The sequence below is a fragment of the Ktedonobacter sp. SOSP1-52 genome, from assembly GCF_016587395.1.
In genome coordinates, this window is the sequence record NZ_BNJH01000002.1 from 542098 (window position 1) to 567582 (window position 25485).

Here is a 25485-nt window from a genome sequence, read left to right on the forward strand (position 1 = left end):
GACAAGTAGAGAGCTTGCCGTCCGTTCCTTCGTACGCTAAACAGGAGAGAGGTGTCCATCCTGAGGTAGAGTATACCTGGGAAGGGCGCGGATTTCAAGCAAGAAATCCGTCACAATGCGTGCCACGCTGCTTATGGAGCACACGTAGAAGGTTGCTAAACTTCAATATGGAGAACGTGCAGTTCTGGGGCATGTTATAGTTGAAATAAGGATATTGTTCTACGACCAACAAGGTGAAAGCAAATGCCAACAGGGAGTAACAATCACATCTATTTCGGCCTTCTCCTGCATAATCACCAACCCGTCGGAAACTTCCCCTGGGTGTTTGAAAAGGTGTACCAGGAGGCCTATCTACCCATGCTCAAAGCCCTGGAACTTCATCCGGGGGTACGCGTCTCGCTACACTACACTGGCTCACTACTCGATTGGCTCATGGAGGCACACCCTGAGTTCCTGCAACGCCTCTCGGAGCTAGTAAAGCGCGGGCAGGTGGAGATTGTCGGTGGCGGCTACTATGAACCAATCCTGCCCTCTATTCCCGACGCGGATAAGGTTGGGCAGATTCGGCATCTCAGCGAGAAGTTGCAGCAGGTCTTTGGCATAACGCCCAGCGGCATGTGGCTGGCAGAACGCGTCTGGGAGCCGGCACTGCCACGTTATCTGCACGAGGCCGGGATACAATGGACGGTCGTAGATGATGTCCACTTCAAGTATGTGGGGCAGGAAGATAGCGACCTCTACGGCTACTATGCCACCGAGGATCAGGGTCACATGCTCAAAGTCTACGCGACCAATAAGATGTTGCGCTACACCATCCCCTGGCGCCCCGTCGCGGAGACCATCGACACGCTGCGCTCGCTTGCAACCCCTGATGGCACCCGTATCCTGGTCATGGGCGATGATGGCGAGAAGTTTGGTAGCTGGCCAGAGACTGATCGCTATTGCTGGGGTACCCAAACCGAGCCAGGCTGGGTCGAGACCTTCTTTAGTGCGCTAGAAGAGCACAGTTCCTGGCTCCATACCATTCCCCTGGGGGAGTATGCTCAGAAGCAACCAGCCCTGGGGCGCATCTATCTCCCCACAGCTTCATATGTTGAGATGAGCGAGTGGGCGCTGCCGCCGCGCAAGGCCTATAGCTTTGGCAAGCTCCTGCATAAATACGAAGAGACGCACCAGGACGAGGCCTTGCAATTCATGCGCGGCGGCTTCTGGCGCAACTTCCTGGTGCGCTACCCCGAAATCAATAACCAGCATAAAAAGATGCAGCACATCCACCATAAGGTCTATAAAGCGGGCGCAACCGACGAGCATGGACTCCATCATCTCTGGAAGGCTCAGGCCAACGATACCTACTGGCATGGCCTCTTTGGCGGCATCTACATGACCCATGTGCGCTCAGCCATCTATCACCACCTGATCAAGGCAGAGAATGCGGCTGATCGTGTGCTGCACGGTACCGCGCCCTGGCAGCAATATACGTTCACCGATTTTGACTTTGACACACGCGATGAACTGCTCATCGAAAGCGATCAGCAGAACCTCTACTTCGATCCCCAGCGCGGCGGCACACTCTTTGAATGGGATATGCGCCGCAGCGCGCATAATGTCCTCAGCGTCATATCACGCCGTGAGGAGAGCTATCACCGCACCCTGCGCGAGCATGAACAGGAGCGCCGCAAACAGTCGGCTCTGAGCGCGCAGGCCGAGAAGAAAAGCAGTGATGAGAAGAGCGATGTGCAGGAGCCAGCTTCACCCCATACCGCGGTCCGCACTAAAGAGCATGACCTGGACCGCCATCTAACTGTTGATCGCTATCGACGCGCCAGCCTGGTTGACCATTTCTTGCCACCAGGACTGCCCATGAACTCCTTCGCGCACAACCGCTATGAAGAATATGGCGACTTCGTAGAGCGCCCATACCAGGCCGCAGTCAAGCAGGATGCCACCGGCACCGAGATCACTCTCTCACGCACCGGAAGCATACGACGCGCCGGGGCCCTGAATCCCTTACTACTTCATCTCAGTAAAAAGATTGTGCTGCCACCGGGAGAAGAAGGCCTCAGTATTCGCTATGAACTGACCAATCAGGGCCAGGCCACCTTGCAGACGCGCTTCGCCTGTGAGTGGAACCTCAACTTCCTGGGTGGTGGTGCAAACGAGCAGGCTTATTATTACCTCAAGCAACGGGAGCCAGCCAGGGTGCCCTTTGATGGCACAGAAGAGCTGCACGAGGTCCAGGAGCTGCATATGGGCAATGCCTGGCTGCAACAGGACCTGCGGCTGGAAGCCAGCAAACCTGCAACCCTCTGGCGTTTCTCACTGGACACGATTACCGGTTCAGAGGCCGGATTTGAGCGCACTCACCAGGGGAGCTGTATGGTGCTCACCTGGCCGCTCGAACTGGCACCTGGGGAGACCTGGAGCGTCGAGATGGCCTGGATGGGCCGGCCCGAACTCATGGCAGCCACTGAGTCCTTCTTCTCCAGCGTGGCACGCTAGTGGAACAACGCTGCTCAAGCACGCGTCTCATATCATGTGTATATGTAGACGCGTGCTTGAGCAGCGTTGGACGGGACTCCACCCCATTAGTACTAATGCCTACGGGCATACCTGTAAAAAGACGTGATAGAATCATAGAGGTTCTTTATTAGCATAGGGAACGCCATGGGCAAGTTCTTTCTAGTTGATGGTGTAGTGCATCCTGGCAACCACCGGTGATTGCCAGGATGCACTACACCATCAGCCGAGGCGAGTAGCGCAGGCGCGAGGAGTCAGGCCCGGCAGCGACCTATAACATAGAATAAATTCAATATAAAAACAATGTGGCGCAAGGCCACCTGAAGGACTATATACGAATGAAGCCAGTTCTGTTTTTACAGCATGACAGTGAAGACCCACCTGGTTTCCTGGGAGAATTGCTCCAGGAGCACGCTATAGCGTTTGAGATATGCGACGTGACCCGCTCAAAGCAGTTGCCCACTCTGGGTAACTATAGCGCGGTTGTCGCCCTGGGAGGCGCACAGCAAGCCTATGATGAGGTGAGCTACCCCTACTTTGTAGAGGAAAAGGCCTGGCTACGAGAGCTTGTAGCACGCGAGATCCCTTACCTGGGGCTTTGCCTGGGTGGGCAACTCCTGGCCTCGGCGCTGGGGGCAGAAGTTCGCCAGCATACTCAGGCCGAGATCGGGTTCTTTACTATTCCTCTGACTGAGGCAGGTAGGCAAGATCCACTTTTTGAGGGCCTTCCTGATTTTGGACGCGTCTTCCACTGGCATATGGACGTCTTCGATCTCCCCAGCAAAGGAAAGCTCCTGGCAAGCAATGCCTGCGCGCCACACCAGGCCTTTCGCTACGGCCAGCATGCCTATGGCCTTCAGTACCATATTGAGGTCACGCCCGCTATCCTGGCAAGCTGGATGCGCTCGCTGGAGCCTGAAACCCCAACTGAGATCCGCGACCATCTCGCGGCGATCCAACGCGATCCAGGCGCCTACTTTCCAGCCTATCATGCACATTCACGCCAATTGTTTCGCAACTTCCTGCGCTTAAGTGACTTAGCATGAGGTTTAACGATATACGCAGAAACTCTTTTCTTTTCTGCCCTCTTTCTGCTATACTTGCACTCATGACCTATTCTTAAGAGCATCTTAGAGGTTTTCTATATGTAAGGCAACAGTCGTAAATTGTACAATGCGCTGTCATTCCTGCTCACATAGCAACGCTGTAGAGAGGCTAGCATGCCTCTGTTCAGTACAGCATGCATGATCGCTTCTTGCGTAACGTAATAATTGATAGTCCTATTGATAGTCCTGTGAGATATACTAGAAAGTATCCCTAGCATCGGACAAGACTATGCATATATTGCTCGAAAGGCCGCATTCGACGAAGATGCCGCAGAATAAAATTCATACTAATCCTTCAATAAAAAATTTTTCTGGGTCTGCACTCCCACCCTTTACCTTTTCTCTTCGTACTATTGCCTGCGAACGACATCCAACGCGGAATGAAGATAGCGTACTCGTGGATGAGCGCACTGGCCTGGTCGCAGTGTTCGATGGCGTTGGAGGAAGTGCCGCGGGTGAGATTGCCTCCCAAACAGCCCACTATGCCGCCCTCCAGCAATGGCGACGCCGCCTGCGCCAGTTCCAACCTGGGCGCAAGGTTCTGACCTTTCCAGAAGCCTCAGCGCAGGCTAATTTCTGCGGGCTATTAGAAGAACTCATCTATGATGCCGATGACCAGGTACGCACCGAAGGGGCGCGCCGCGCTGGCACCGACGATCTCGCCACGACAGTCGCGCTGGCAGTAATCTCTCGCCAGGCCAGGGCAGGCCACTACACGCTCTACTATGCTCATGTAGGAGATAGCCGTATCTACCTGGCACGGGAGAAAGAACCGATGCAACGCCTCACCAAGGACGATGGTCTGCTGGGCAAGCTCGTCGAAAACCGCATCATTGATGAAGAGAACGCGCTGCGTATAGATCAGGCCCAGACGGCTGGACAGCTCTCAGATACCGAACTCAGCTACTTCCGCCTGCGGGGAGGCATCACCCAGGCCCTGGGCGGCCCCTTGCCACCAACCATTCATATCGATGAAATCAGCATTCAACCAGGGGATCGCGTTCTGCTCTGCACTGACGGCGTTCATGATAATCTCACCGATGAAGAAATTGAGCATATTCTACGCAGCACGCCCCGCGACACCACGGCACGCGAGCTTGTACGCCACTCCCTCAATCGCTCACATGAGAGTCGCAGCGCCACCATTCGCGCCAAGCCCGACGATATGAGCGCAGTCGTCATCACCTGCCGCTTTTAACGCGCAATGCTCTATACTGACCAGGGATAGCTTTTCACGCCTTCCAGCAGACAAAAAGTACTATACCAGCGGCAAATGTATGCATTGATACCCGTAAATGCGTTACCCTATAAGAGGCCACGTCCATGGACCGGGCGCGCCTCTTATTTGCGCTTTCGCTGTATGTCTTATTATTGCTGATCCTGGTCATCTATATCGCGAACAAGCAAACAAAAATATTTCATAAAGTCAGAGATTCTCTGGCAAGATTATCTTCGTATTGCGTGTCTTCTTAGGAGGGATAGGTAAGTATCTTGAGTAAGAATACGTCCTGGTTCGTGTTATGTGCTACGGCGTGCTGCCTCTTGTGGAGCAGCATTCTCCTGACCGCCTGTGGATCGCAGGCGCCAGAGGTCAGAGGGAAGAATACACCTCATACCATAGCGCGTGACAATATTGAAGAAAAACACGCCACCCCAACACCTGATACCCCCCTACAAGCTCAAGCCACGACACCCACGCCTACACCTACCCAGAAGCCAGCAGGGGCCGCAGGCGGACCCACCAATATTCCGGCTACCGGCTCGGGTGCCGCTCCATATGGCTCTCCTCCAGGGCTAACCACGCTCGAACAGCAGCTAACACAACAGCTTTTTAATCAGATCAACAGCGACCGGGCAGCGCGTGGACTCTACGCCTATCAGTGGAATACGACGCTGGCAGGGGGAGCACGCCTACATAGCTGGAATATGTTCCATTGTGGCTTCAGCCATACCTGCCCCGATGGCCTGGACCAGTGTCAACGCATCGCTAACGAAGGTTTCGCAGGTTATAGCGACTGTGGCGAGAACATTGGCGAGGCGGGACCATCAAGCCCACCCTGGACAAATGTCTACGCCGTGCACATGAGCATGGTCAACGAGCCGCCTACGGGTTGGCACCGCATTCACCTTTTCAGTACAACGCTTCATCGCATAGGCATTGGCATCTACGTTGATCCCAGTGGCTGGGTCTGGTTTACCGAAGACATGGTAAGTTAAAGACGAGAAAAAGCAGCAGAACCGGGGAGCAGCGCTTCCCGGTTCTGCTGCTTTTTCTCACTAACATTAAGCATGTGGTTTTGCCCCTATCAGGGCTTCAAACTGTGCATGATCCAGGACTTCTTCCTCCATCAGGGTAGCAGCCAGGTGTTGCAATTGCGCATGATGCTCAGTCAGGATGTGGGAGGCGACCGCGCGCCCCTCCGCGAGAATATTCAGTACTTCTGCATCCACAAGAGCATTCAAGCTCAGTCCAACACTCGCTGTGGCAGGTGAGGGCTCGACGTTGGCCATGGGCAATGCAGGCGGAAGGGCGCCTCCTTGTAGCACAGGCTCTCCGTGAGCGTTCAGGGCCAGGTCGCGAGAGTGCAGGTCCGCACGGCGACGCATATTCAGCCCATATGCCCCTTCCCCGGCTTGATAGTCGGCAAAGACCAATCCCAGTTGCTTGCTCATGCCCCAGCGCGTCACCATCTTTCGGGCCAGGTCCGTCACTACCTGAAAATCGTTCTCGGCCCCCGTGGTCACATGCTGCTCACCAAAGGTCAACTCCTCGGCGACTCGTCCACCCAGGCCAATGGCGATCTTCGCGATCAAGTACTCGCGACTATAGTTATAGCGGTCCTCTTCGCTCATGAAGTGCGTCACACCCAGGCTCTGGCCTCGCGGCAGAATGGTCACACGGTTCACCACGTCGCCCTCAGGTAGGTAGTGCGCGACCAGGGCATGTCCGCCCTCGTGAATGGCAATGATGCGGCGCTCGCGCTCATTCATCACCAGAGGACGGAGTGCTCCAAGCTGTACACGCACCAGGGCCTCCTCAAAGCAGGGATGAGGAACGCTGGGAAGATTACGCCGAGCAGCACTTAGGGCCGCCTCATTGACCAAGTTTGCCAGGTCTGCGCCAGTCATGCCCGTGGTGATGCGTGCGATCCGCTCAAGGCTCACGTCCGCGTCCAGAGGGGTATTGCGCGTATGCACACGCAGAATCGCCTCGCGGCCCACACGGTCGGGCGGCGAGACCATAATGCGCCGATCAAAGCGGCCTGGGCGTAGCAAGGCACTATCAAGAATATCGGCCCGATTCGTTGCGGCCAGGACTACGACGGCATGGCGCGCATCAAAGCCATCCAGTTCTACAAGCAACTGGTTCAGGGTTTGATCGCGCTCATCGTTGCCGCTCATGCGCATGGAGCGCTTGCGCCCCACCGCGTCTATCTCGTCGATAAAGATGACGCTGGGAGAAGCCTGCCGTGCCTGATTAAACAGGTCGCGTACCCGGCTGGCGCCCACACCTACAAACATCTCCACAAACTCCGAGGCACTCATGGAGAAGAAAGGAACCTGGGCCTCCCCAGCCACCGCCCGGGCCAAGAGGGTTTTGCCGGTTCCTGGAGGGCCAACGAGCAAGGCGCCGCGTGGAATACGCGCCCCCAGGCGATTATAGCGCTCGGGGCGGCGTAAGAACTCGACGATCTCCTCCAGTTCACTGCGCACCTCGTCAATACCTGCAACATCTGCGAAGGTGACACGGTTCTCTTCAGCAATGCGCGCCACACGCGCCTTCGCAACTGCCTCCCCACCAGTGACATTGACCGGGCCACGGCTCTGCTCTTTGCGCGCCTCGCGTGGCTCGTGCCCTGAGCGAGGGACCTCTTTCGCACGCTCAAAGCGGCGCACACGGTTCTTGCCCATCTGCGTAATACGCTCATCAATCGTTTTCTCTAGACTGGACCGATTACGCATCAGCGTGTAACCGAGTATGACCAGCGCGCCAATGAGAAAGGGGAGAAATCGCCATAGATACACTAACCAATCAGCCGTTTGTGCCACAGGAATCGTCCTCACCTGCACTTGCTTGCTCAAAAGCAAGGCCATCAACTGCTCATCGCCATTTACTGGCATTTGTGTATGTACCGCACGCTCTGTATCAAGTATCTTCCCCCCGGGCGAATTGCCAGTGCTGATATAGCGATTCCAGGCCTGTATATCCTGGCTCTTCTGTTCTACGGTCACCTTCGCCGTAGTCGGGGTGGCTGGCGATGTGCTCGCCAAAAGTGGTTGATTCAGGAGCGCACTTATCTCATTGCCGCGAATATTCACCGCCCAGACATGTCCCACCTCCACTTGCTTCACAAAATCACTATAAGAAAGCGCTGTCTCGTTGGCAGGCGTGGTATTCGTGAGTGTCGGCGGTCGGAGCTGACTCGCCACGATATACAAAAGCCCCAGGAGCAACACGATCAATACACCTGTACATAGCACACTGCGTTCTTCAAGAAGCAGCCTTCGGAGCCTGCGCCCAAAGTGCTCAGTTCTTCTCTGCCACTGCCTGGTATTCTCAGACAGTTTGTTACGGCGACCCGCCTTGTCGTCCATTCATACACCTCGTCGGAAAGACCACACAGCCGGATCTATATGGTTGATCCTTCGTGTCCATACAGCACACATCAGCCCAGTTAGAGGGCCATAAACACCTATTAACCGTTGAAACACACATCCATCCTGCCATAGGGCAGGAAATAGACCGTAAAAAAAGCATCTGGAAGTAAAAAGGTGTGCATTTATGGACAATTACCAACAGTGTACTGCTTTCAGCGAGAAAAGCGGCAGGATCGGTACTTTCTTCTCAAAAGCATGAAAATTAATTAATACACCTCTATGTGTATCATTATAAATCAACGCCGAGAACTCAGCAGAGTTGCGGACCTCTCTTTAGGGCGCAGCAAGCCATACATTTGAGTTATGAAGATTTTGGCTCTCGCATGCATGGTATAGTTTATACACGTTAGGGGAGACATCTCTTGATACATCTTGAGAGCCTAATATTTACTAGGAATGGGGCGTCGTAAAAAGGCCGGTGGCCTTTTTACGACGCCCCATTCCTAGTAAATATCTTAACCTCCCAGGCCGAAGTCGAGGGAAATATGCAGGATATTGAGCAGGGCAACCAGTAAGGGGGCGATCAGCAAAGCTGGAAGCATGTTCGCGACTTTGATCCGCTCTGCCCACAAACTCTGCGACTGAATGCCGAGGATATTGAGCGCCAGGGCGATGAGAATTGTCCCACCTGCGGCGGAAAGCTCGATGACGCGTGGCTGCATTCCCAGCGCCAGGGCGGGATTCGAGATGAGTAGAGGCTTGATCAGGCCCGCCAGCAGTGAGATACCTCCCTGCACGATAAGCACCGTTGCCCCGGCAAAAAGCACACCTCGTCCAAAGCTGCTGGCAAAAATAATCGCGGAAAAGCCATCCAGGATAGCTTTGATAGCCAGCAAGCGAAAGTCGCCCGTCAGGCCATCCTGTATCGAGCCGAGAATCGTCAAGGGTCCCACACAGAATTGCAGGCTCGCCACCACAAAAGCCGCGGTAAAGTGTTGCTCGCGACCCGTCTTATCGACCCGCCGCTTCAGCAAATCACCCAACCAGTTAATGCCGCCATCAATATTGAGAAGTTCCCCCACTACCACACCAATCACCAGGGCCAGAAGCGGAATCAAGGCGTTCTCCGTCTTCAAGGCACTACTCATCCCGATCACAATCGTCATAATACCAATCACAATAATGACGCCCTGCTTAATCCGCTCGGGGAGGCGATCTCCAATCAACAGGCCAATGATGCCTCCCAGCATGACCGTAGCAAAGTTTAAGAGTGTTCCTCGCAGCGGCAAGGCTGCCATATCAGAGAGAAGTGTGTTTGCTAGTAGCATTCCTCATAAGTTCCTTATTCTCAAAAGACATACGCAATGTCAGATGTAAACTTCTGTTAGATCCCCTTAGCATAGCATGCGCTCAAGCATAGACAGTAATCAGTAGCCCAACGCTGCTAAATGGCAAATTCACATAGTTCGTCGATGTAGGGTCCATGCTGGCATGGACTCACCCGGCCCGCAGGCCGCCGCGTCCCCGAATGGGGAATACCTGAGCGCAAGCAGATCGCTTCGCTCGCAGTCCATGCCAGCATGGACCCTACAGGCTCTTGCGGCCACGAATTTGGCGACTGCACCATTTAGCAGCGTTGGGCAGCAACCTGCACTGCGCGTATCGATGAGCACATGTATACCCTCCCTGGATACTGGCAATAGGAGATTTTCTCCTCCCATTCATCGACCCACGAGGAGCCTGCCACAAACCTGGCCCTCTTCAAAGGCTCCTCCCACTTCTTCATCGCCACCCTCCCCTCTAAGGAACTCAGCCACCATTTTGCTGTGTCTGTATACTGCTAACGAACAAGCAAACAACCTGCCGGCAACACCGGGGAAATGTCATCTCTGTGTCGAAAGGTTAAAGAATTTGACCATCTTCTGCTTGCTATTCCATCTCTATATCGGAACGCATGTGAGAAGGTGAGGAGGGAAACAAACACTTGTGAGCCGCACAACTCACAAGCCTGGCAGGCTGACACCCTGTACGTTGGTCAATCGAAGAGCACTCTTGCCGGCAACATAGCCAACCTCTGTGTATGCATATGGGAACAGAGACGACCTCTAGTCTCCTCTGGCATACCACTTCGAGGAGCTATGTGTACACCAACACAAGGAGTTTGCCTATCATGAGAGACCAGACTATGCAATCGCACCAGGCAACTGGCAGCTTGCTTTACCGGGCCACAATCCCCCTGGCGATGCTTGCGCTTGCCTGTGTCTGCGTACTGGGCGTCCGCTCGGCCTCGGCCGCTTCACGCGACAATGACGCTCATGTGCGCATCGTGCATGCCTCGCCCAAGGCGGGTCCCGTCGATATATTCGTAGATGGAAAGAAGCTCTTAAGCGACTTCTCGTTTGGCACGGTGACGGACTATAAAACGCTTACTCCTGGCAAGCATGAAATTAAGATTGCTCCCGCGGGGAAAGGCGAGAACGCGGCGGTCATCACGGCCAATGCCAATGTCAAGCAGCATGGCTACTATACCATCGCGGCGACTGGTAGCAAGCAAGGCGACTTCTCAGTGAAGGGGTTTAAAGATGATAATACCGGTAGTACCAAAGATGCCAAGGTACGCGTCTATCATCTCTCGCCAGACCTGGGCACACTCAACGTCACGACCTCTGACAATAAAAAGATTGTCAGCGATTTACACTATGAGCAGGCCAGCGATTACATAACCGTTCCAGCTGGAAGTTATACGCTGAATGCGACGGCAAGCAAAACTGATAAGAAACTCCCTATTAAAGCTGATGTAAAAGATGGCAAGGTCTATAGCTTCTTCGTACTCGGAGAGCAGCATGGCCAGCCCCCACTGACCTATAAGGTACAGTCCGTCGCTGCGCAGAGCACGGCGGCACAGCCAGGTCAGACACCCACGGGGACCGCAACCAAACCCGTAACGCCTGCGACGACCAAGTCGCCAACACGTTAACGATACGCGAACGCGGCTAGTCGTTCGCCACAAATTTGAACATGGAAAGGCTCGCCCTCCTGACGTATGCACCGGCGAGCCTCTCCATGTTCTCTCCTTCGAGAACACCTGTTACCCACAAACAGACGTCCGGCCCGGCGCGTGCTTATGCAGCGCCGGGTCACACACAGATCAAGCAACCGGGCTTATTTGCCAGCTACGCCTTTTACGTGGGAGTCGAGGAAATCTGCGATGGCGGGATAGGCCTTGAGGCGATTATCGCGCTTGATCAGGCCATGTCCTTCATCCGCGAAGACGAGGTACTCAACAGGCACATTGCGCTGGCGCAGGGCATTCACCACCTGCTCAGCTTCGCCAAGGGGGACGCGTGGATCGTTGGCGCCATGCACGACGAAGAGCGGAGCCGTAATCTTATCTACCGCGTGAATGGGCGAGATCTGCTCCAGAAACGCCCGGTCCTGCTCCAGGCTGCCATATTCGGCCTCGCGCCATTTGCGACGCCAGGGGCCAGTATTCTCCAGGAAGGTCACGAAGTTCGCGATACCCACGATATCGACGGCCGCTGCCCAGAGATCAGGATAGGTCGTCACAGCCGCAAGCACCATGAAGCCTCCATAGCTACCCCCATAGACAGCGATCCGCTCAGGATCGGCGATGCCGCTTTCGCGCAGCCATTCAACGGCAGCCTTGAGATCGGCCACTGAGTCCATCCGCTTGCGCACATCGTCGAGACTCTGGTAAGTATAGCCATAGCCCGTACTGCCACGGACATTGGGGGCGAGAACCGCGTAGCCACGCGCCACGAGATACTGGTAGATAGGGTTAAACCAGGGGCGCTCCTGGGACTCTGGTCCCCCATGCACACTGATCACCACGGGCAGGTTTTTCTGCGCGCCCGCAGGCTGATAGAGAAACGCGGGAATATCGCGCCCATCAAAGGAGGGGTAGCGCACCACTGCCGGCGCGACAAAGCTAGCGCGAGGGATGCCTCCAGTTGAACTCAAGGTAGCACGCTGGATATGCCCGCCAGCCATGTCCCAGATCCAGATGTCGGTTGGTTCATCCGCTCCACTCAGAGTAATCGCCAGTTTCGCCCCATCCTGCGACCACGCCAGGTCAAGCACGACGCTCTTAGGCAACGTTGGAGCCAGCAGGACATGGCGCTGCTCCCAGCCTTGCGCAACATCAAAGAGTTCGAGACGCGAGATCCCATCCTCATTGATCACTATAGCCAGGAAGGCGCCATCCCTGGTGACGGCCAGCGCCTCCACATCCCAGGGAATATCACTGAGGTAACGAAGCTCGGTTGTGGCCAGGTCCAGGTAGGCCAGGGAGAGAAAATCGCGCTCCCGATTACAGAGCAAGTAGAGGCCCTTGCGATCCGCTGACCAGAAGGGAGTGGCATACAAGGCGGCCCCCTCGCCCAGGTCCGGCGTCAGGTCTCGTGCCTCGCCAGAATCAATATCTATCAATATAAGTGCATTGCGTGATAGCGACTCCACCCGTCTCACCAGGACCTGTTTGCCATCGGGAGAGTAGCGCACTGGCATGTTTGAGCCGTCCTGCTCCAGCAGCAAACGGCTTTCTCCGGTGCTTACCTGCATCTCATAAACATCAAAGAAGCGAGCGTCACGCTCATTGCTGCTATAGACGATACGCTCTCCATCAGGCGACCAGCCGCCGAAGGAATGCATGACCTCGGGCTTCTCGGTCAACGCACGAAACTCGCTGCCATCGGCGCTCAAAAGGAAGAGCTGTGCCCGTTCATTGCCGCCGATATCCCCGCTTACCAACAGCGTATCGGCATGTGGCGCAAAGGTGGCGCTAGAGACGCGCTCCCCCGAAACGTCAACTGCTGCGGCCAGGCTGGCTCCTGCAAATTGGGCTGGTCGATAGAGACGCTCCAGACTTCCGCCACTCCAGTAATATTGGTCAAGAAGCTAATATGCTGACCATCAGGCGAAAAACTGGCTCCTGTAGCCGAGCGAACATTGAGATATCGTTCAAAACTATATATTTCTTTTGTCACGTTATAACCTCTCAAGGGCATCGCTATCAAGTTTCATCGTAGAGATGCCTCTATTATAGGACAACGAGGCCCGGCAAGGCCAACAGCAACGGGGCTTTCACACCTGCATCGCTCAAAGGGCGAAGGGGTGTGTGCATGGAAAAGCGAACAATGCTCGCTTTTCCATGCACACACCCCTTCCTCTGAAAGTTCGTTGCGCGAGAAGGCGCTATTGTTTAGCGTTGCGCATGCTAAGCTGGACGCGATTGCGCTTGAGGTCAATACTGAGTACGCGCACAGAGACGACCTGGCCCACTGCTACCACAGTCAGCGGATCCTTGACGAAGCGCTCAGCTAGCTCGGAGATATGCACCAGGCCATCCTGTTTAATGCCAATGTCGACAAAGGCGCCAAAGTCGACGACATTGCGCACCGTTCCCTGAAGGATCATGCCTGGCTGCAGATCCTCCATCTTTAACACATCATGGCGCAGGATCGGCGCGGGTAGAGCATCACGAGGGTCGAGACCTGGCTTCTCCAGGTTTTCCAGGATGTCATGCAGCGTAGGCATACCCACCCCAATCTGTTTGGCGATGTTCTTCCAGGCCTCGGTTTCGTCACTTGCCTCGCCACGTCCACGGCTGCTACGCCCAAAGGAGTGCTGCAACTTGATCAATTGCTTGAACTGGGCGATGCGCTCGCTTGGTTTCTGCTTCTGATCGCCTGGAAGCATATTCAGTAGCGCACGCGCCGCTTCGTAACTCTCGGGATGGATAAAGGTATTATCCAGGTTATCGACAGCATTCCCAATCTTGAGGAAGCCTGCCGCCTGGACGAAGGTCGCGGGTCCCAGGCCTGAGACCTTCTTCAATTCGTCACGCGACTTGAAGGGTCCATGAGCCTCGCGATGCTTAACGATGGCGTTGGCGACACGAGTATTGATGCCCGAGACGTGCTTGAGCAGAGCGGAGGAGGCGGAATTAACCTCGACACCCGCGAAGTTTACGCATGAGACGACCACGCGATCCAGCATCTCGGCCAGCTCTTTCTGATCGACGTCGTGCTGGTAGAGGCCGACACCCACGGCCTTGGGATCGATCTTGACCAGTTCGGCCAGGGGGTCCTGCAGGCGACGCGCAATAGAGATAGTGCCGCGCTGGGTCGCGTCGAGAGTGGGGAACTCCTCGCGAGCTGCTTCAGAGGCTGAGTAGACCGAGGCACCGGCCTCGTTAACGAGTACATACCCAATCTCGCCGTGCTGCCCTCGCTCCTCTTCAATCGTGCCAATCACGCTCGCGACCAGTTGCTCGGTCTCGCGCGAGGCGGTACCATTCCCAATGGCCACGACTTTCACCTGGTGCTTGACAAGCATATCATGCAGGACGCGTTTGGCTTTCTCTTCCTGGTGCAGGTAGACCGTATCTGAGAGGAGGTATTTGCCCGTTTCATCGACAAGCGTCACCTTACAGCCGGTGCGATAGCCAGGATCGAGGCCTAGTACCATCTTGCCGCGCAGGGGTGGCTGGAGCAGGAGATTGCGCAGATTCGCGGCGAAGATATGAATGGCGTGCTCCTCCGCCTTCTTGGTCAATTCTACGCGCACCTCACGCTCCATAGCGGGCGCGAGCAAGCGTTTGTAGCCATCCTCCATCGCCTCTTCCAGGGTTCGCTGAAAGGGCGAGGTTGCTCTGGAAGGGTAGTGGCGGGTAATCTCGCCTTTCGCCTGCTCATATGCCAGGTTCACGCCCACGCGCAAGATTCCCTCACGCTCGGCACGATTCAAGGCCAGCACGCGGTGAGGCACCAGTTTGGTAACATCCTCATTAAAATCGTAGTAGAGTTGGTAGACGCCCTGGGGGTCCTTGGCCTTCAGCTCTTCCTCGTCGAGCGCTTTGGCTTTGAGCGAGGACTGCTTGAAATACGCGGCGCGCACATCACCACGGACGGAGGCATCTTCAGCGATCATCTCGGCAACGATATCGGCTGCGCCCGCGAAGGCTTCAAGGCTGGTATCCACACCTTTTTCGGCATCCAGGAAAGGCGCGGCATGCTCTTCGAGGATTGCCTCCACATCACCTGAGATCTCAGGCTGCTGCAAAATAATCTCCGCCAGCGGCGCCAGGCCCTTCTCGCGTGCCACGCTCGCACGCGTTTTGCGCTTTTGCCGGTAGGGGAGATAGAGGTCCTCAACCGCTTGCAGCGTGGTTGCCTCTTCGATGGCCGTAGCCAGTTCGGGCGTAAGCTTGCCCTGACCATCAATCAAGCGCCGCACATCCTGCTTGCGCTCATGCAGTGCCCGCAGCGAGGCGGCCCTATCGGCAATAGCCTGAATCTGCACCTCGTCGAGGCTACTGGTCACTTCTTTACGATAACGGGCAATGAAGGGAATGGTATTGCCCTCGTCTAACAGGCCAAGCGTGCGCTCAACCTGGCCACGCTGTAGATTCAATTCGGAGCTCAGTTGTGCGGCTATCTCCTGAGGAGACAACGTCGTCTCTTCCGGCTTCGCGGAATCTATCGTCACAGTCTCATGTTTATCTTCTGTCGTCAACGATTACTCCACCTTCTCTAACAGGTTTCTATCTCTCCTGATAGTACCATAAACATGCGTCTCTTGAGCGAAAAATCCCCCTTTCGTCTCGCCTCGCTGCGCTCGTCTTATAAAAAGGGATATATTGTTGATGTGGCGTGGTCGGCCATGGCCGACCACGCCACATCAACAATATATCCCTTTCCACTCAGGGTTGCTGGGGGTGCAACCTGGCCCAGCGGGCCTTGAACTGCGAACGACCAAGCATACCACCGATCCAGCCCAGGACAAAGGAGATGATCAGGCCACCGACGACGAAGAGTAAAAGGGGACTGGCCCCCTGCTGACCGCTGGTCGAGGCCTGCGTCTGACGCTTGAGAAACTCAGGAAAGATTTCCTGCCAGACATGCGCGGGCGCCCCAGGCGCCATTGAGCCTCTAAGATGCTGCGCCCACTGTACGACCAGGCCTACAAGCAAGACGCACCAGAAGGTAATGGTACTGGTCACGCCCGCCCAGAGGCCCGACCAGGCTCCGCGTAACGAGCGTCCACCGCGATGGGTAGTGATAAAGCCGGAAAAGACATAGAACATAAAGCCCATCAGAATGGCCAGGTAGAAGTACTCCTCGCGTGGATAAAAGAGAATCAAGAGCGCCGAGAGTACGCCCTGAATAATGCCCCAGAGACATCCCTGGCCAAAGGCACTGGGAGCGACTTGCGGTGCATAGGCGGCCTGGGGTGGCTGTATCTTTTGCCCCTGGGGAATGGCCTGTGGGACACGCCCCTGTGGCTGAGGGGTACGTGGCCATTGTGGCGGCTGCCCCTGGCGTGGGGGTTGTTGCACCTGGTGCTGGGAACCGCGCTGACCAGCCTGGGCAGTCTGTGGTTTAGCCCCCTGTACCTGTGGGGGAGCGGGGAGCTTCAAGGGCTGCTGAGGTGATTGTGAACCCGCCGGCCAGGCAGGTGCGGCCAGTGTCTTATCGGAATGCGCGGTCGCGAATTGGGGATCACGAATAGCGCTCGCGAAATCGGCCATATTGGCGAAACGATCTTCAGCGCGCACTGCCAGCGCTTTGAGGAGCACATTCTCTAGTGATTGAGAGAGCGCTGGATTCAACTGGCGAGGAGGGATCAGGTGATCCTGAAAGCTGCGATTGATCGCGGGCGGCGGCAAGCGATTGGTCAGGAGCAGGTACATCGTGGCTGCCATGGAGTAGATATCGGATTGGGGTCCCGTTTTACCAGTATATTGTTCAAGTGGGCTAAAGCCGGCAGACACCGCCTTCACCAGCGTCTGCGTCTCCTCGTCTGGATGATAGAGCTTGGTCAGGCCGAAATCGACCAGGACCGTGGTCTGAGCTGGCGTCAGAATAATATTGCCAGGCTTAATATCACGATGAATAATAGCGGGCCTACGGCTATGCAGTTCGTGCAGCACATCCATGATGGGGAGGAGCCAGTTTACAACCTCTTGCTCGCTACAGGGACCATTGCTGGCCTGGTGTGGCTCCTGCTCCCCCACGCGACCGCCAGGGACGCGACTTCGCAGCAATTCCAGCAGGTTTTTTCCCTCGATAAGCTGCATCACCAGGTAGAAACGGCCATTGGACTCGAAGGCGTCATATACCTCGGGCAGGTGCTTGCTACGCACAGTAAAGAGCACACTGGCCTCCATTAGCCCCTGTCTCCGCGCCATCGGGGTGATATCATATGTTTCTTTAATAGCACAGGGCCGGTTGTTTTCGCTGGTATCGCTTCCACGATAAATGGCCCCAAAACCACCGCTATTGATCAGCGGCCCCACGACATAATGGCCCCCAACAACCGTTCCTTGCGCCAGTGCGAGTGGCAAGCTCATACCAGAGCTTTCTCCCTTTTCTATTACTATTGAACCAGGCGTATGCTCCGCCCTGTTCAGAAAGCAGGCTTTCTCAAAAAGAGAACGTTCCCTGTGGCAAGATCATCGTACAACATTTCCTCTCTATACCTAGAGACGTGCAAAATCTTCTACGATAGAAACAACCTCTCAGTTACATCTTAGCGCCAGGAAACTCTACCAAAAAATGTGCCCTTGTCGCTTGCAATAAGCCATACGTATGATACAATAAGCCATACTGATCTGATCTTACGTACATGTTGCAGGAAGAAGAGAGCAAACATTTGGAACGAAACGTGATGTTTGATGCTGATCATGACCGTGAAAAAACGGCAGACATGGAACGCGAAACCGTCCAGGAAACAGAGCTGAGCAGCCTGGCACAAAGTGACAGTCTCCGCCTCTACCTGCGCGAAATCTCGCGTATTCCTCTGCTCTCGGCCGTAAGCGAGTCCCGCCTTGCTGAACGCGCGGAGAATGGCGAAAAGGAAGCCAGGAACCACCTGATCGAGGCGAATCTGCGACTGGTAGTAAGTATCGCCAAAAAGTACGTTGGGCAGGGACTCTCCCTTGAAGACCTTATTGGCGAAGGGAATATTGGTCTCATTCGCGCAGTCACCAAATTTGACTATCGTAAGGGGTTTCGCTTCTCAACGTACGCAACCTGGTGGATTAAGCAGGCTATCACACGCGCCATCCTGGAGGGCACACGCGTTGTTCGTCTTCCTGTCTACATCATGGAAGAAGTCATGCGTGTCAAACGCACCACGCGCCAACTCTACCAGGAATTGGGACGCGAACCAACGCCTGAGATTATTGGTGAGCGCCTGGGCATGACCGCTGAGCGTGTCAGTGAACTCCTGATCTGGGCCGAGAAAGTCTTCTCCCTGGACGCCCCACTTTCAGAAGAGGAAGAAAATACCCTGGGAGACATCATCGAAGATGTACGCGAACGCGGTCCCATGGAGATCACTGATCAACAGCTCTTGCGTGAAGAGATTCGCAAGGTACTTGGGCAGTTGACGGTACGTGAGCGCCAGGTGATTGAGCTTCGCTTTGGTTTGATCGATGATCATGACCATACCCTGGAAGAAGTCGGCAAAAAGCTTAAGGTCACACGCGAACGCGTCCGCCAGATTGAAGAACGCGCCATTCGCAAACTCCGTCACCCACAGGCGAGCCGTATCCTGAAGGATTACCTCGACTAGAAATTACTTCGACTGTGTCTATATGCTTTTGTAGCGTCGTACGTCAGAGCAATATACCGCAACAAGGGGTAGAGCGCTTCTCAGGTGTAAGAAGCGCCCTACCCCTTGTTGCGTGCAAAAAGGCTGACTTTTTTTGCTGGTACGCTCCTGCCAGAGAGATAAGGACCTTTTTCTCTATCCACCACATTTTCAACTTGCATACGTTTAATCTAATAGAGAACATATTATGCATTATCTATCCTTCGACGAAGAAACGGGTTGTAGCGCATGAATGAACTAGCTGGTCAGAGCCTGGGTGGGTTTCTGCTGGAAGAAGAGATTGGGCGAGGCTCCATGGGGGTCGTCTACCGGGGGCGACAGGTCGCTCTCGGACGGGAAGTAGCTATCAAAGTATTACCCAAAGCGCTGGCACGTGACCCCTCATACATGGCACGCTTTATTCGCGAGGCTCAAATTATTGCCGGACTCAATCACCCCAATATTATTCACATCTACGACGCTGGCGAAGCCCATAAGCTCCTCTACTTCGCCATGGAGTATGTCCAGGGGCCAACGCTGGCCAATCTGCTGCATATGGATGGAGTGCTACCGCAACACCTGGCGGCTGAGTATGCCGCGCAGATCGCGGATGCGCTTGATGCCGCCTACAAAGAGCGTAATGTCATCCATCGTGATATCAAACCAGAGAACCTTATGCTTGATCGCTGGGGCAAAATCAAAGTCACCGATTTTGGCCTGGCACGCGCGCCTGGTCATCAGCAAATTACTGTCACCAAGACACTGGTTGGTAGCATCTACTACGCCTCGCCAGAACAGGTCTGGGGGCACCAGTTAGATAACCGCAGCGACATCTATGCCCTTGGCGTGGTCCTCTACGAAATGGTCACCGGACACCGTCCCTTCATCGGACGCAACATGCCAGAACTGACGCAGACCATCGTAAAGGGTTCGCCGCCAGCGCCAGGGACCTATAACTCGGCTCTCTCCTCCGAGCTGGAACATATTATCCTCACAGCCCTCGCTCTTGACCGCGAACAGCGCTATCCTAGCGCGGGATTGCTGGCGGAGGCGCTGCGTAGACTACGGCTCTCGGCCCCCCTGCCCCCTGTACCACGCACCCATATTCCCATTCAACCACCCAAGCGCCCAAGCGCGCAACAGCCAGGCTATACACCCAGTCCACTGCCTCAATTGAAGCCAATGGACACGCCAACCCTACCAAACATGAGCATTCCTTTCACGCCCTTGCCACAACCAACCACCGACAAGGTGGCTCAGGCGCGCAAGGACCAGGACACATCGCAAAAGGGGAAAGAAGACCCATACCAGACACAACCAGAACTCCAATCGGAGCACACCGAACAACGCCCCTGGTGGAACAAACTCTTCCGACCACCACATCGCTCCTAGCGGCACAATAACATGGCGCGCATCTGCTCCTGACGCCCTGCTAAAGATGCTACGTGCAAGTCTATAGCTTGTGAGAATAGCTATAACTAAAACAGAGTATCACTCTCTTCGCACGAGGATGTCAGATAGCACCGATATGATTATAAAAAGCACACCAGACGATCAGATGCCTTCGGATGCACAGCGTCATGCGTTCCCTTATGACCAGGACAGCGTACCGGGGCCTGCAAGTTCGTCACATATTCTTGAAGAAGCGCTCAGGCTCTTGCTAGCGCCCAATACAGATTATCATGTGCGTGTGCAAGCGACACGGCGCCTGGCTCGCTGTGGTCCGTCTACCCTGCCCCTCGTGCTGGCAACCCTGAGCAGCACACCGGAAATCCTGGTGCCCGCATGGCCCTGGTGGCCCCCTCAGTATGAGCATTGCAGTCGCCTGCTCGCTAACCTCTGCCTAAAGGCAGAGCTTAGATTGGATGAACTCTTGAAGCATCCCACACTGAGTGAGCCAGCGGGACCAGTGCTCTGGATCAGTGCCATCGAGGCCACCACCCACCTGCCCGGAACCAACTATGAAGACCTGCTGTGTGCCGCGCTGGCCTCTCCCTGGAAGACAGTGCGCTATGCCTCGGCCATAACGCTGGCGACCCGCGCAGGCCGAACCACGCTCGCACCAGCCACTATCAGCGCGCTCTATGCGTGCCTGGACGAAGAAGAAGATTTTCCGGTCCGCCTGACTGCGGCCTATACGTTGCTACACTGTCGAGAGTACATTGGGCTGGATATTTTATTGCAGTTGCTCAATCCCAAAGCCCCTTTTGAGGTGCGTAAGGCCGTCACCTTCTTGCTTGCCACGGAACTGCCGGTCCATCTCTCGGTCGCTCAACGCGAGCAGTTAACGACCTGCCTGCTCTATGTCCTGGAAGATCCGCTTACCGAGCCTGAGCTAGCCACCCAGGCCTCACATGCTCTGAGCAAGGTCGCGCTCCCCTCCTTGCTTCCAACGCTTATTGATCTGCTCCAGGCGGAGCGCCCAGCATTGCAGATTCTGGCCCTCACGACACTTGAAGAGATAGCCAACTCATCCATGATGCGCAGAATGATGCGCCGCCATACACTGCATACTTATATCATGCCTCTCTTACGCTCTCCAGAGAGCGAGGTACGCCGGCAAGCTTGCTATACCCTTGCCTCCTGCGGCGGAGAATACGTTGCCGCTGTTTTTGGCACGATTGCCCTCAATAGGGAGCACCCGGCTCATATGGAAGCGCTCGAAGGTCTGCGCATGCTGCGAGGAGTCTTACGCGCCTCTATTCGCGAAAACACGGTCCGCTGGCTGCTCCACGCGCTCAAAGATGCCGATGAAGCGGTGCAAGTCACGGCGCTAGACTCGCTGTCCTATATCCTGGTCCAGGCTCGAACACAGGGGAAACGTCAGGCGCTCCAGGAGATCAGTGGGTTCATCGCGAATGATCCCTTGATCCTGCTCCTACTCAATGTACCAGGCGCCTGGGTCAGACAACGCACCATCGAACTTCTGGGCTTGCTCTGGAGTCCACACACCACCTTTATGCCTCCTCAGAATGAGATGCTGCGCCTCCTCACCGATAGCGATAGCGGCGTACGGGCCTGCGCGGCCTTCGTCTGTGGGCACATCGGCGCACGCTGGGCCGTGCCTGGCCTGATTCAAAGTCTGCTTGATGAGGACCCGCACGTATCCCAGACCGCCTTTAACGCCCTCTGTCAATTGACGACGACTGCCGATCCAATTTTCTGCGCGGTCCTGCAAGAGCTGGCACGCCTGGCGCAGGCCTCCCAGCCGTACCCACTCGCGCAGCAGGCGCTACAGATTCTCCATAAAAGCCAGCGACAGAAGCCCTGATCTGCACTCGCAATTTGCGCGTGGACACACAACCCTCTATACTATGTATAACTTTGGATAACTTGTATCATCTTTTTATACTCTGGAAGAGAGTTGCGATAGCGTCATGAGTCCTTCTAATTTAAGCATCGGCATCGCGTTTATGGCGGGGCTAGTCTCGTTTCTTTCGCCGTGTGTCCTGCCGCTTGTCCCCATCTATCTAGGGCAACTGGTAGGGCAGAGCATCTATCAAGTGGCGGATGAGCAGGCAGGTATGCAACAGCGATTGAAGACCATGCTCCATGCCAGCGCCTTTATCATTGGCTTTACCATTGCCTTTGTCGCACTAGGGGCTACCGCCAGCACGCTAGGAAGATTTCTTGTCAGCCAGTTGACACTCTTGCGGCACATCGGGGGGGTTATACTCTTTGTGATTGGCCTGCACCTGGCCGGGATCCTGAAGATCCCCTTTCTCTACTATCAGAAGCGTATTGATTACTTTCCATCACGCCCAAGCTACTGGGTCTCTATCGTCATGGGCATCGTTTTCGCCATCGCCTGGTCGCCTTGTGTAGGACCGATCCTGGCCTCGATTCTCTATATGGCTGCATTCGCCTCTACGCTTCAGCAAGGCGTGCTGCTCTTACTGGCCTATTCGCTGGGACTGGGCATTCCCTTCCTGCTGCTGGGGCTGGGATTGAATCAACTTAGCGCTCTGCTCAAGCGCCTCAAACCGCATCTGGGGAAAATTGAGATCGCGACAGGCATCTTTATGATGGCCACTGGAGTGGTTGTGTTTTTCAACTTCTTAACGCTGTTCAATTCGTACTTTCGCCTGAGCTAAAGTTAATATTCTGTAGGGATGTGGTGCGCGCACCACATCCCTACAGAACTTACACTAAGCGGGGAAATAGCATGCAATCGCGAAGGGGGGGCAAGGCGGTAGGACTAAACAGGAGGCGCGGCATACTCTGGCGCATGCTGCTCTTCAGCACACCTTATCTCTGCCTGTTCGTGCTCTGCTGGCTGATCCCTGGGCAGACGCTGCTGGAGCGCTTGCGCTGGCTAGATAGTGGAATATGCGCACACCTGCCCACCCACCTGCTCTACGCAGAAACCGAGGCCCTGCCACTGTGTGCGCGCGATACTGGCATCTATCTAGGACTCTGCGTCTCCTTTGCCGAACTCGTGCTGAGTGGCAGAGGGAGGGCGCAACAATACCCTTCGCGTTGGCTACGCCTTTTCCTGGGTGGAGGTGTGCTCGCCCTGGTCATCGATGGCTGCAACTCGCTCGCGCTTGACCTGCATTTTCCCCATCTCTACACACCTAACAACCTGTTACGGCTGGGAACGGGCTTATTGACAGGATTGGCAATCGCCGTGTTCTTGCTACCAACGCTCAATCAGATGGTCTGGAAATACTACCATGACTCACGCAGCCTGGCCTCCTGGCACGCACTGCTTGGCATCTTTCTCCCCATCCTGCTCCTGTGCTTTGGCAGTATCGCCACGCACATACCACTTACTGGAGATATCATAGCCATTTTAAGCACACTGGGTCTGCTACTCGCGGTAGGCAGCCTGAACATGATGGGCATCCTCCTGGCGAGAAGACGCTGTGAAACCTTTACAGCATACCGCCAGTTGCTCCCCTTGCTGGGACCAGTCCTGCTCCTGACGGTGAGTGAACTCCTCCTGCTTGCGCAGGCCAAACTCTGGCTCTTGCAAGCCCTGGGGCTTCACGAAGGCTTCACATACTGAGTCATGGCAAACATCTCTCGATGTTGCTCGCGATTTAACAGCCTCCCCAATCAGCTTTGATCTTCTTCGCTAGCTCGGGATCAATATCGACCTGCTCACCATGAGCAATGCGCATCACCTTCTCGCGCAGATGCTGTGGCGCACGCTCAATAGCACAACAATCATGAACCAGGCGCTTGACCCTCATGTCAAAATGAAAGCGACATTCGCAATGTGGGCAAGACGTCAGATGCTGTTGCACAATTTCGATTTCCTGCGTATTGAGTTCCCGATCAATATAGAGATGAAGACGAGCTGTAATTTCATAACAGCTTAAGCAATCCAAATTTTCTCCCATAGAACTATTCTCCTGCTCCTAGCTCGCCATTGCATTGTACCTGTTCATTCTAACATAAAGAGAGGCCAGTTTCATTCCCTGTATGACTTCCTTAGGGAATTCCCTGCTCTTTAGCTCATTGGAGTAATGCGACTTTCGCGCCTGCGGCGCTCAAGGGTAAGAGGATGTCTGTGGGAAACGCGGCATTATCGCGTTTCCCACAGACATCCTCTTGCCTCGAAGACTCACACAACGAGCCGAGACAAGGACCTGGAAAAATGAGAAAACTTTGAGATAATTCGCCAGGGTCTTTTCATTCTAAACGTCCTTGAGATATACTGAGAGTACTTGCAAGAAGGTGCCTTAGTTATAGGGGGACCTTGCGCACTAGAGGAGAGCTTAATGTCAGAACTTGATCCGAAAGCGTTAGATGAACAGCAGACGGAACTGGAAATAGAAAACGACGATGAAGATATGGGGACACCAGTAGCGTCGGCAGAACATGCGGTTACAGAGGATTTTGAGGCGGGCGTGGTAGCCCAACTTGATAGCCTGTATCGTACGGCATTGCGCCTGACGAATAATCCCCAGGAAGCCGAGGACCTGGTGCAGGAGACGATGCTGAAGGCGTTCCGCTTCGTGCATACCTATCACCCAGGTACCAATCTGCGCGCCTGGCTTTTCCGTATTCTGAATACGTCGGCCATCAATCGCTATCGTCGCCAGGCCACACACCCAACCCCGGCCTCACTGCCTGAGGGAGAAGAGTTTTATCTCTATAATCAAATTCGCGATATCAATGGGCAGGAGCTATCTCAGGGAGTTGAAGACGAGGTCTTAAATCAATACCTGGATGAGGATGTCTATAAAGCGCTCAATGATCTGCCATACAACTTTCGTATGCCCGTCATCCTGGCGGATATCGAGGGCTTGTCCTATAAAGAAATTGCCGAGTCACTGCAGATTCCCATTGGCACGGTCATGAGTCGCATCTCACGCGCCCGGCGCCAACTGCAAAAGTCGCTCTGGCAGTACGCGAAGGATCGAGGCTACGTCAGAACGCCGTAACGGTAGCCTTGATCGCTCTCCCGCTCCACCCCTGGATGACCATCGTAGCCACCAGGGGGTAGGCACGCTATATGTCTTCTTCTGTCACTTTTCGCGCAATAAAAAGTGCGTCGGCCCGCTTCCGCTCCCCCTAACCACATAGCCCAACCCAACCATGCCAGGATTACTTTGCTGAAGTAATGAACTCTTTAACTCTGCAATAGTGGCGGGCGCATCATACGGCCATTTGAGCCATAAAGATTGACGGATAC

At 55.0% G+C, this 25485-nt stretch carries 19 protein-coding genes; 11 read left to right on the top strand and 8 right to left on the bottom strand.

Annotated elements, in window-relative coordinates; genetic code table 11:
* The first annotated feature begins 243 nt into the window (after positions 1–243).
* The 4 genes from JMJ16_RS18065 (at position 244) to JMJ16_RS18080 (ending at position 5840) form a co-directional block, all read left to right on the top strand.
* Positions 244–2499, top strand: a complete 2256-nt coding sequence (locus JMJ16_RS18065; RefSeq protein WP_201383713.1) for an alpha-amylase/4-alpha-glucanotransferase domain-containing protein — start codon at positions 244–246, stop codon at positions 2497–2499.
* 356 nt (positions 2500–2855) lie between these two features.
* Positions 2856–3563 (top strand): type 1 glutamine amidotransferase, encoded by a 708-nt coding sequence (locus tag JMJ16_RS18070; RefSeq protein ID WP_201383715.1) that lies wholly within the window; start codon positions 2856–2858, stop codon positions 3561–3563.
* 325 nt (positions 3564–3888) lie between these two features.
* Positions 3889–4821, top strand: a complete 933-nt coding sequence (locus JMJ16_RS18075; RefSeq protein WP_255553223.1) for a PP2C family serine/threonine-protein phosphatase — start codon at positions 3889–3891, stop codon at positions 4819–4821.
* Between the two features lie 293 nt (positions 4822–5114).
* Positions 5115–5840 (top strand): CAP domain-containing protein, encoded by a 726-nt coding sequence (locus JMJ16_RS18080; protein ID WP_201383719.1) that lies wholly within the window; start codon positions 5115–5117, stop codon positions 5838–5840.
* Between the two features lie 66 nt (positions 5841–5906).
* On the opposite strand, the gene ftsH is transcribed toward JMJ16_RS18080, so the two are convergent.
* From ftsH to JMJ16_RS18095, 3 genes are all read right to left on the bottom strand, one after another.
* A complete protein-coding gene (gene ftsH / locus JMJ16_RS54445) occupies positions 5907–8219 on the bottom strand; it encodes an ATP-dependent zinc metalloprotease FtsH (RefSeq protein ID WP_305068103.1) in 2313 nt (770 codons plus the stop codon).
* A 518-nt stretch (positions 8220–8737) separates the two neighbouring features.
* Positions 8738–9550, bottom strand: a complete 813-nt coding sequence (locus tag JMJ16_RS18090; RefSeq protein ID WP_201383721.1) for a DUF554 domain-containing protein — start codon at positions 9548–9550, stop codon at positions 8738–8740.
* A 116-nt stretch (positions 9551–9666) separates the two neighbouring features.
* Positions 9667–9804 carry a hypothetical protein gene (locus JMJ16_RS18095; RefSeq protein ID WP_201383723.1) on the bottom strand — a complete coding sequence of 46 codons (138 nt, stop codon included), beginning with the start codon at positions 9802–9804 and terminating at the stop codon, positions 9667–9669.
* Positions 9805–10392: 588 nt separating this feature from the next.
* Here JMJ16_RS18095 and JMJ16_RS18100 point away from each other — a divergent pair.
* The gene (locus JMJ16_RS18100; protein ID WP_201383725.1) at positions 10393–11199 is read left to right on the top strand and encodes a DUF4397 domain-containing protein; all 807 of its coding nucleotides are present in this window, start codon (positions 10393–10395) and stop codon (positions 11197–11199) included.
* Between the two features lie 185 nt (positions 11200–11384).
* Here the strand turns inward: JMJ16_RS18100 and JMJ16_RS18105 are convergent, their stop codons facing one another.
* The 4 genes from JMJ16_RS18105 to JMJ16_RS18120 all read right to left on the bottom strand — a co-directional run bounded on the left by JMJ16_RS18105 (position 11385) and on the right by JMJ16_RS18120 (position 17595).
* Positions 11385–12992 carry a S9 family peptidase gene (locus JMJ16_RS18105; RefSeq protein ID WP_201383727.1) on the bottom strand — a complete coding sequence of 536 codons (1608 nt, stop codon included), beginning with the start codon at positions 12990–12992 and terminating at the stop codon, positions 11385–11387.
* On the bottom strand, positions 12986–13228 hold the full coding sequence (locus JMJ16_RS18110) for a hypothetical protein (RefSeq protein ID WP_201383729.1): 243 nt from the start codon (positions 13226–13228) through the stop codon (positions 12986–12988). Before JMJ16_RS18110 ends, JMJ16_RS18105 begins: the two co-directional genes overlap by 7 nt.
* A gap of 208 nt (positions 13229–13436) precedes the next feature.
* Positions 13437–15758: a Tex family protein gene (locus JMJ16_RS18115; RefSeq protein ID WP_201383731.1), complete on the bottom strand. Its 2322-nt coding sequence runs from the start codon at positions 15756–15758 to the stop codon at positions 13437–13439.
* Positions 15759–15945: 187 nt separating this feature from the next.
* The gene (locus JMJ16_RS18120) at positions 15946–17595 is read right to left on the bottom strand and encodes a protein kinase (RefSeq protein ID WP_201383732.1); all 1650 of its coding nucleotides are present in this window, start codon (positions 17593–17595) and stop codon (positions 15946–15948) included.
* A gap of 302 nt (positions 17596–17897) precedes the next feature.
* On the opposite strand from JMJ16_RS18120, the gene JMJ16_RS18125 reads away from it, so the two are divergent.
* From JMJ16_RS18125 to JMJ16_RS18145, 5 genes are all read left to right on the top strand, one after another.
* Positions 17898–18821 carry an RNA polymerase sigma factor RpoD/SigA gene (locus JMJ16_RS18125; protein WP_236601613.1) on the top strand — a complete coding sequence of 308 codons (924 nt, stop codon included), beginning with the start codon at positions 17898–17900 and terminating at the stop codon, positions 18819–18821.
* A 267-nt stretch (positions 18822–19088) separates the two neighbouring features.
* Positions 19089–20231, top strand: a complete 1143-nt coding sequence (locus tag JMJ16_RS18130; protein WP_201383736.1) for a serine/threonine-protein kinase — start codon at positions 19089–19091, stop codon at positions 20229–20231.
* 136 nt (positions 20232–20367) lie between these two features.
* Positions 20368–22110, top strand: coding sequence for a HEAT repeat domain-containing protein (locus JMJ16_RS18135; protein ID WP_236601614.1), 1743 nt, complete (start codon positions 20368–20370; stop codon positions 22108–22110).
* Positions 22111–22216: 106 nt separating this feature from the next.
* Positions 22217–22933: a cytochrome c biogenesis CcdA family protein gene (locus JMJ16_RS18140; RefSeq protein ID WP_201383738.1), complete on the top strand. Its 717-nt coding sequence runs from the start codon at positions 22217–22219 to the stop codon at positions 22931–22933.
* 71 nt (positions 22934–23004) lie between these two features.
* Positions 23005–23850: a DUF2085 domain-containing protein gene (locus tag JMJ16_RS18145; protein WP_201383739.1), complete on the top strand. Its 846-nt coding sequence runs from the start codon at positions 23005–23007 to the stop codon at positions 23848–23850.
* Between the two features lie 34 nt (positions 23851–23884).
* On the opposite strand, the gene rsrA is transcribed toward JMJ16_RS18145, so the two are convergent.
* Positions 23885–24187, bottom strand: coding sequence for a mycothiol system anti-sigma-R factor (gene rsrA / locus JMJ16_RS18150; protein WP_201383740.1), 303 nt, complete (start codon positions 24185–24187; stop codon positions 23885–23887).
* Between the two features lie 381 nt (positions 24188–24568).
* On the opposite strand from rsrA, the gene JMJ16_RS18155 reads away from it, so the two are divergent.
* The gene (locus JMJ16_RS18155) at positions 24569–25234 is read left to right on the top strand and encodes a sigma-70 family RNA polymerase sigma factor (protein WP_201383741.1); all 666 of its coding nucleotides are present in this window, start codon (positions 24569–24571) and stop codon (positions 25232–25234) included.
* Positions 25235–25485 lie beyond the last annotated feature (251 nt).

Bases quoted from the DNA above. Each gene is read 5' to 3' on its own strand.
- JMJ16_RS18065 (WP_201383713.1), top strand. From the start codon at position 244: ATGCCAACAGGGAGTAACAATCACATCTATTTCGGCCTTCTCCTGCAT.
- JMJ16_RS18070 (WP_201383715.1), top strand. From the start codon at position 2,856: ATGAAGCCAGTTCTGTTTTTACAGCATGACAGTGAAGACCCACCTGGT.
- JMJ16_RS18075 (WP_255553223.1), top strand. From the start codon at position 3,889: ATGCCGCAGAATAAAATTCATACTAATCCTTCAATAAAAAATTTTTCT.
- ftsH (WP_305068103.1), bottom strand. From the start codon at position 8,219: ATGGACGACAAGGCGGGTCGCCGTAACAAACTGTCTGAGAATACCAGG.
- JMJ16_RS18090 (WP_201383721.1), bottom strand. From the start codon at position 9,550: ATGCTACTAGCAAACACACTTCTCTCTGATATGGCAGCCTTGCCGCTG.
- JMJ16_RS18095 (WP_201383723.1), bottom strand. From the start codon at position 9,804: ATGCTGGCATGGACTGCGAGCGAAGCGATCTGCTTGCGCTCAGGTATT.
- JMJ16_RS18100 (WP_201383725.1), top strand. From the start codon at position 10,393: ATGAGAGACCAGACTATGCAATCGCACCAGGCAACTGGCAGCTTGCTT.
- JMJ16_RS18120 (WP_201383732.1), bottom strand. From the start codon at position 17,595: ATGAGCTTGCCACTCGCACTGGCGCAAGGAACGGTTGTTGGGGGCCAT.
- JMJ16_RS18130 (WP_201383736.1), top strand. From the start codon at position 19,089: ATGAATGAACTAGCTGGTCAGAGCCTGGGTGGGTTTCTGCTGGAAGAA.
- JMJ16_RS18135 (WP_236601614.1), top strand. From the start codon at position 20,368: ATGATTATAAAAAGCACACCAGACGATCAGATGCCTTCGGATGCACAG.
- JMJ16_RS18140 (WP_201383738.1), top strand. From the start codon at position 22,217: ATGAGTCCTTCTAATTTAAGCATCGGCATCGCGTTTATGGCGGGGCTA.
- JMJ16_RS18145 (WP_201383739.1), top strand. From the start codon at position 23,005: ATGCAATCGCGAAGGGGGGGCAAGGCGGTAGGACTAAACAGGAGGCGC.
- rsrA (WP_201383740.1), bottom strand. From the start codon at position 24,187: ATGGGAGAAAATTTGGATTGCTTAAGCTGTTATGAAATTACAGCTCGT.
- JMJ16_RS18155 (WP_201383741.1), top strand. From the start codon at position 24,569: ATGTCAGAACTTGATCCGAAAGCGTTAGATGAACAGCAGACGGAACTG.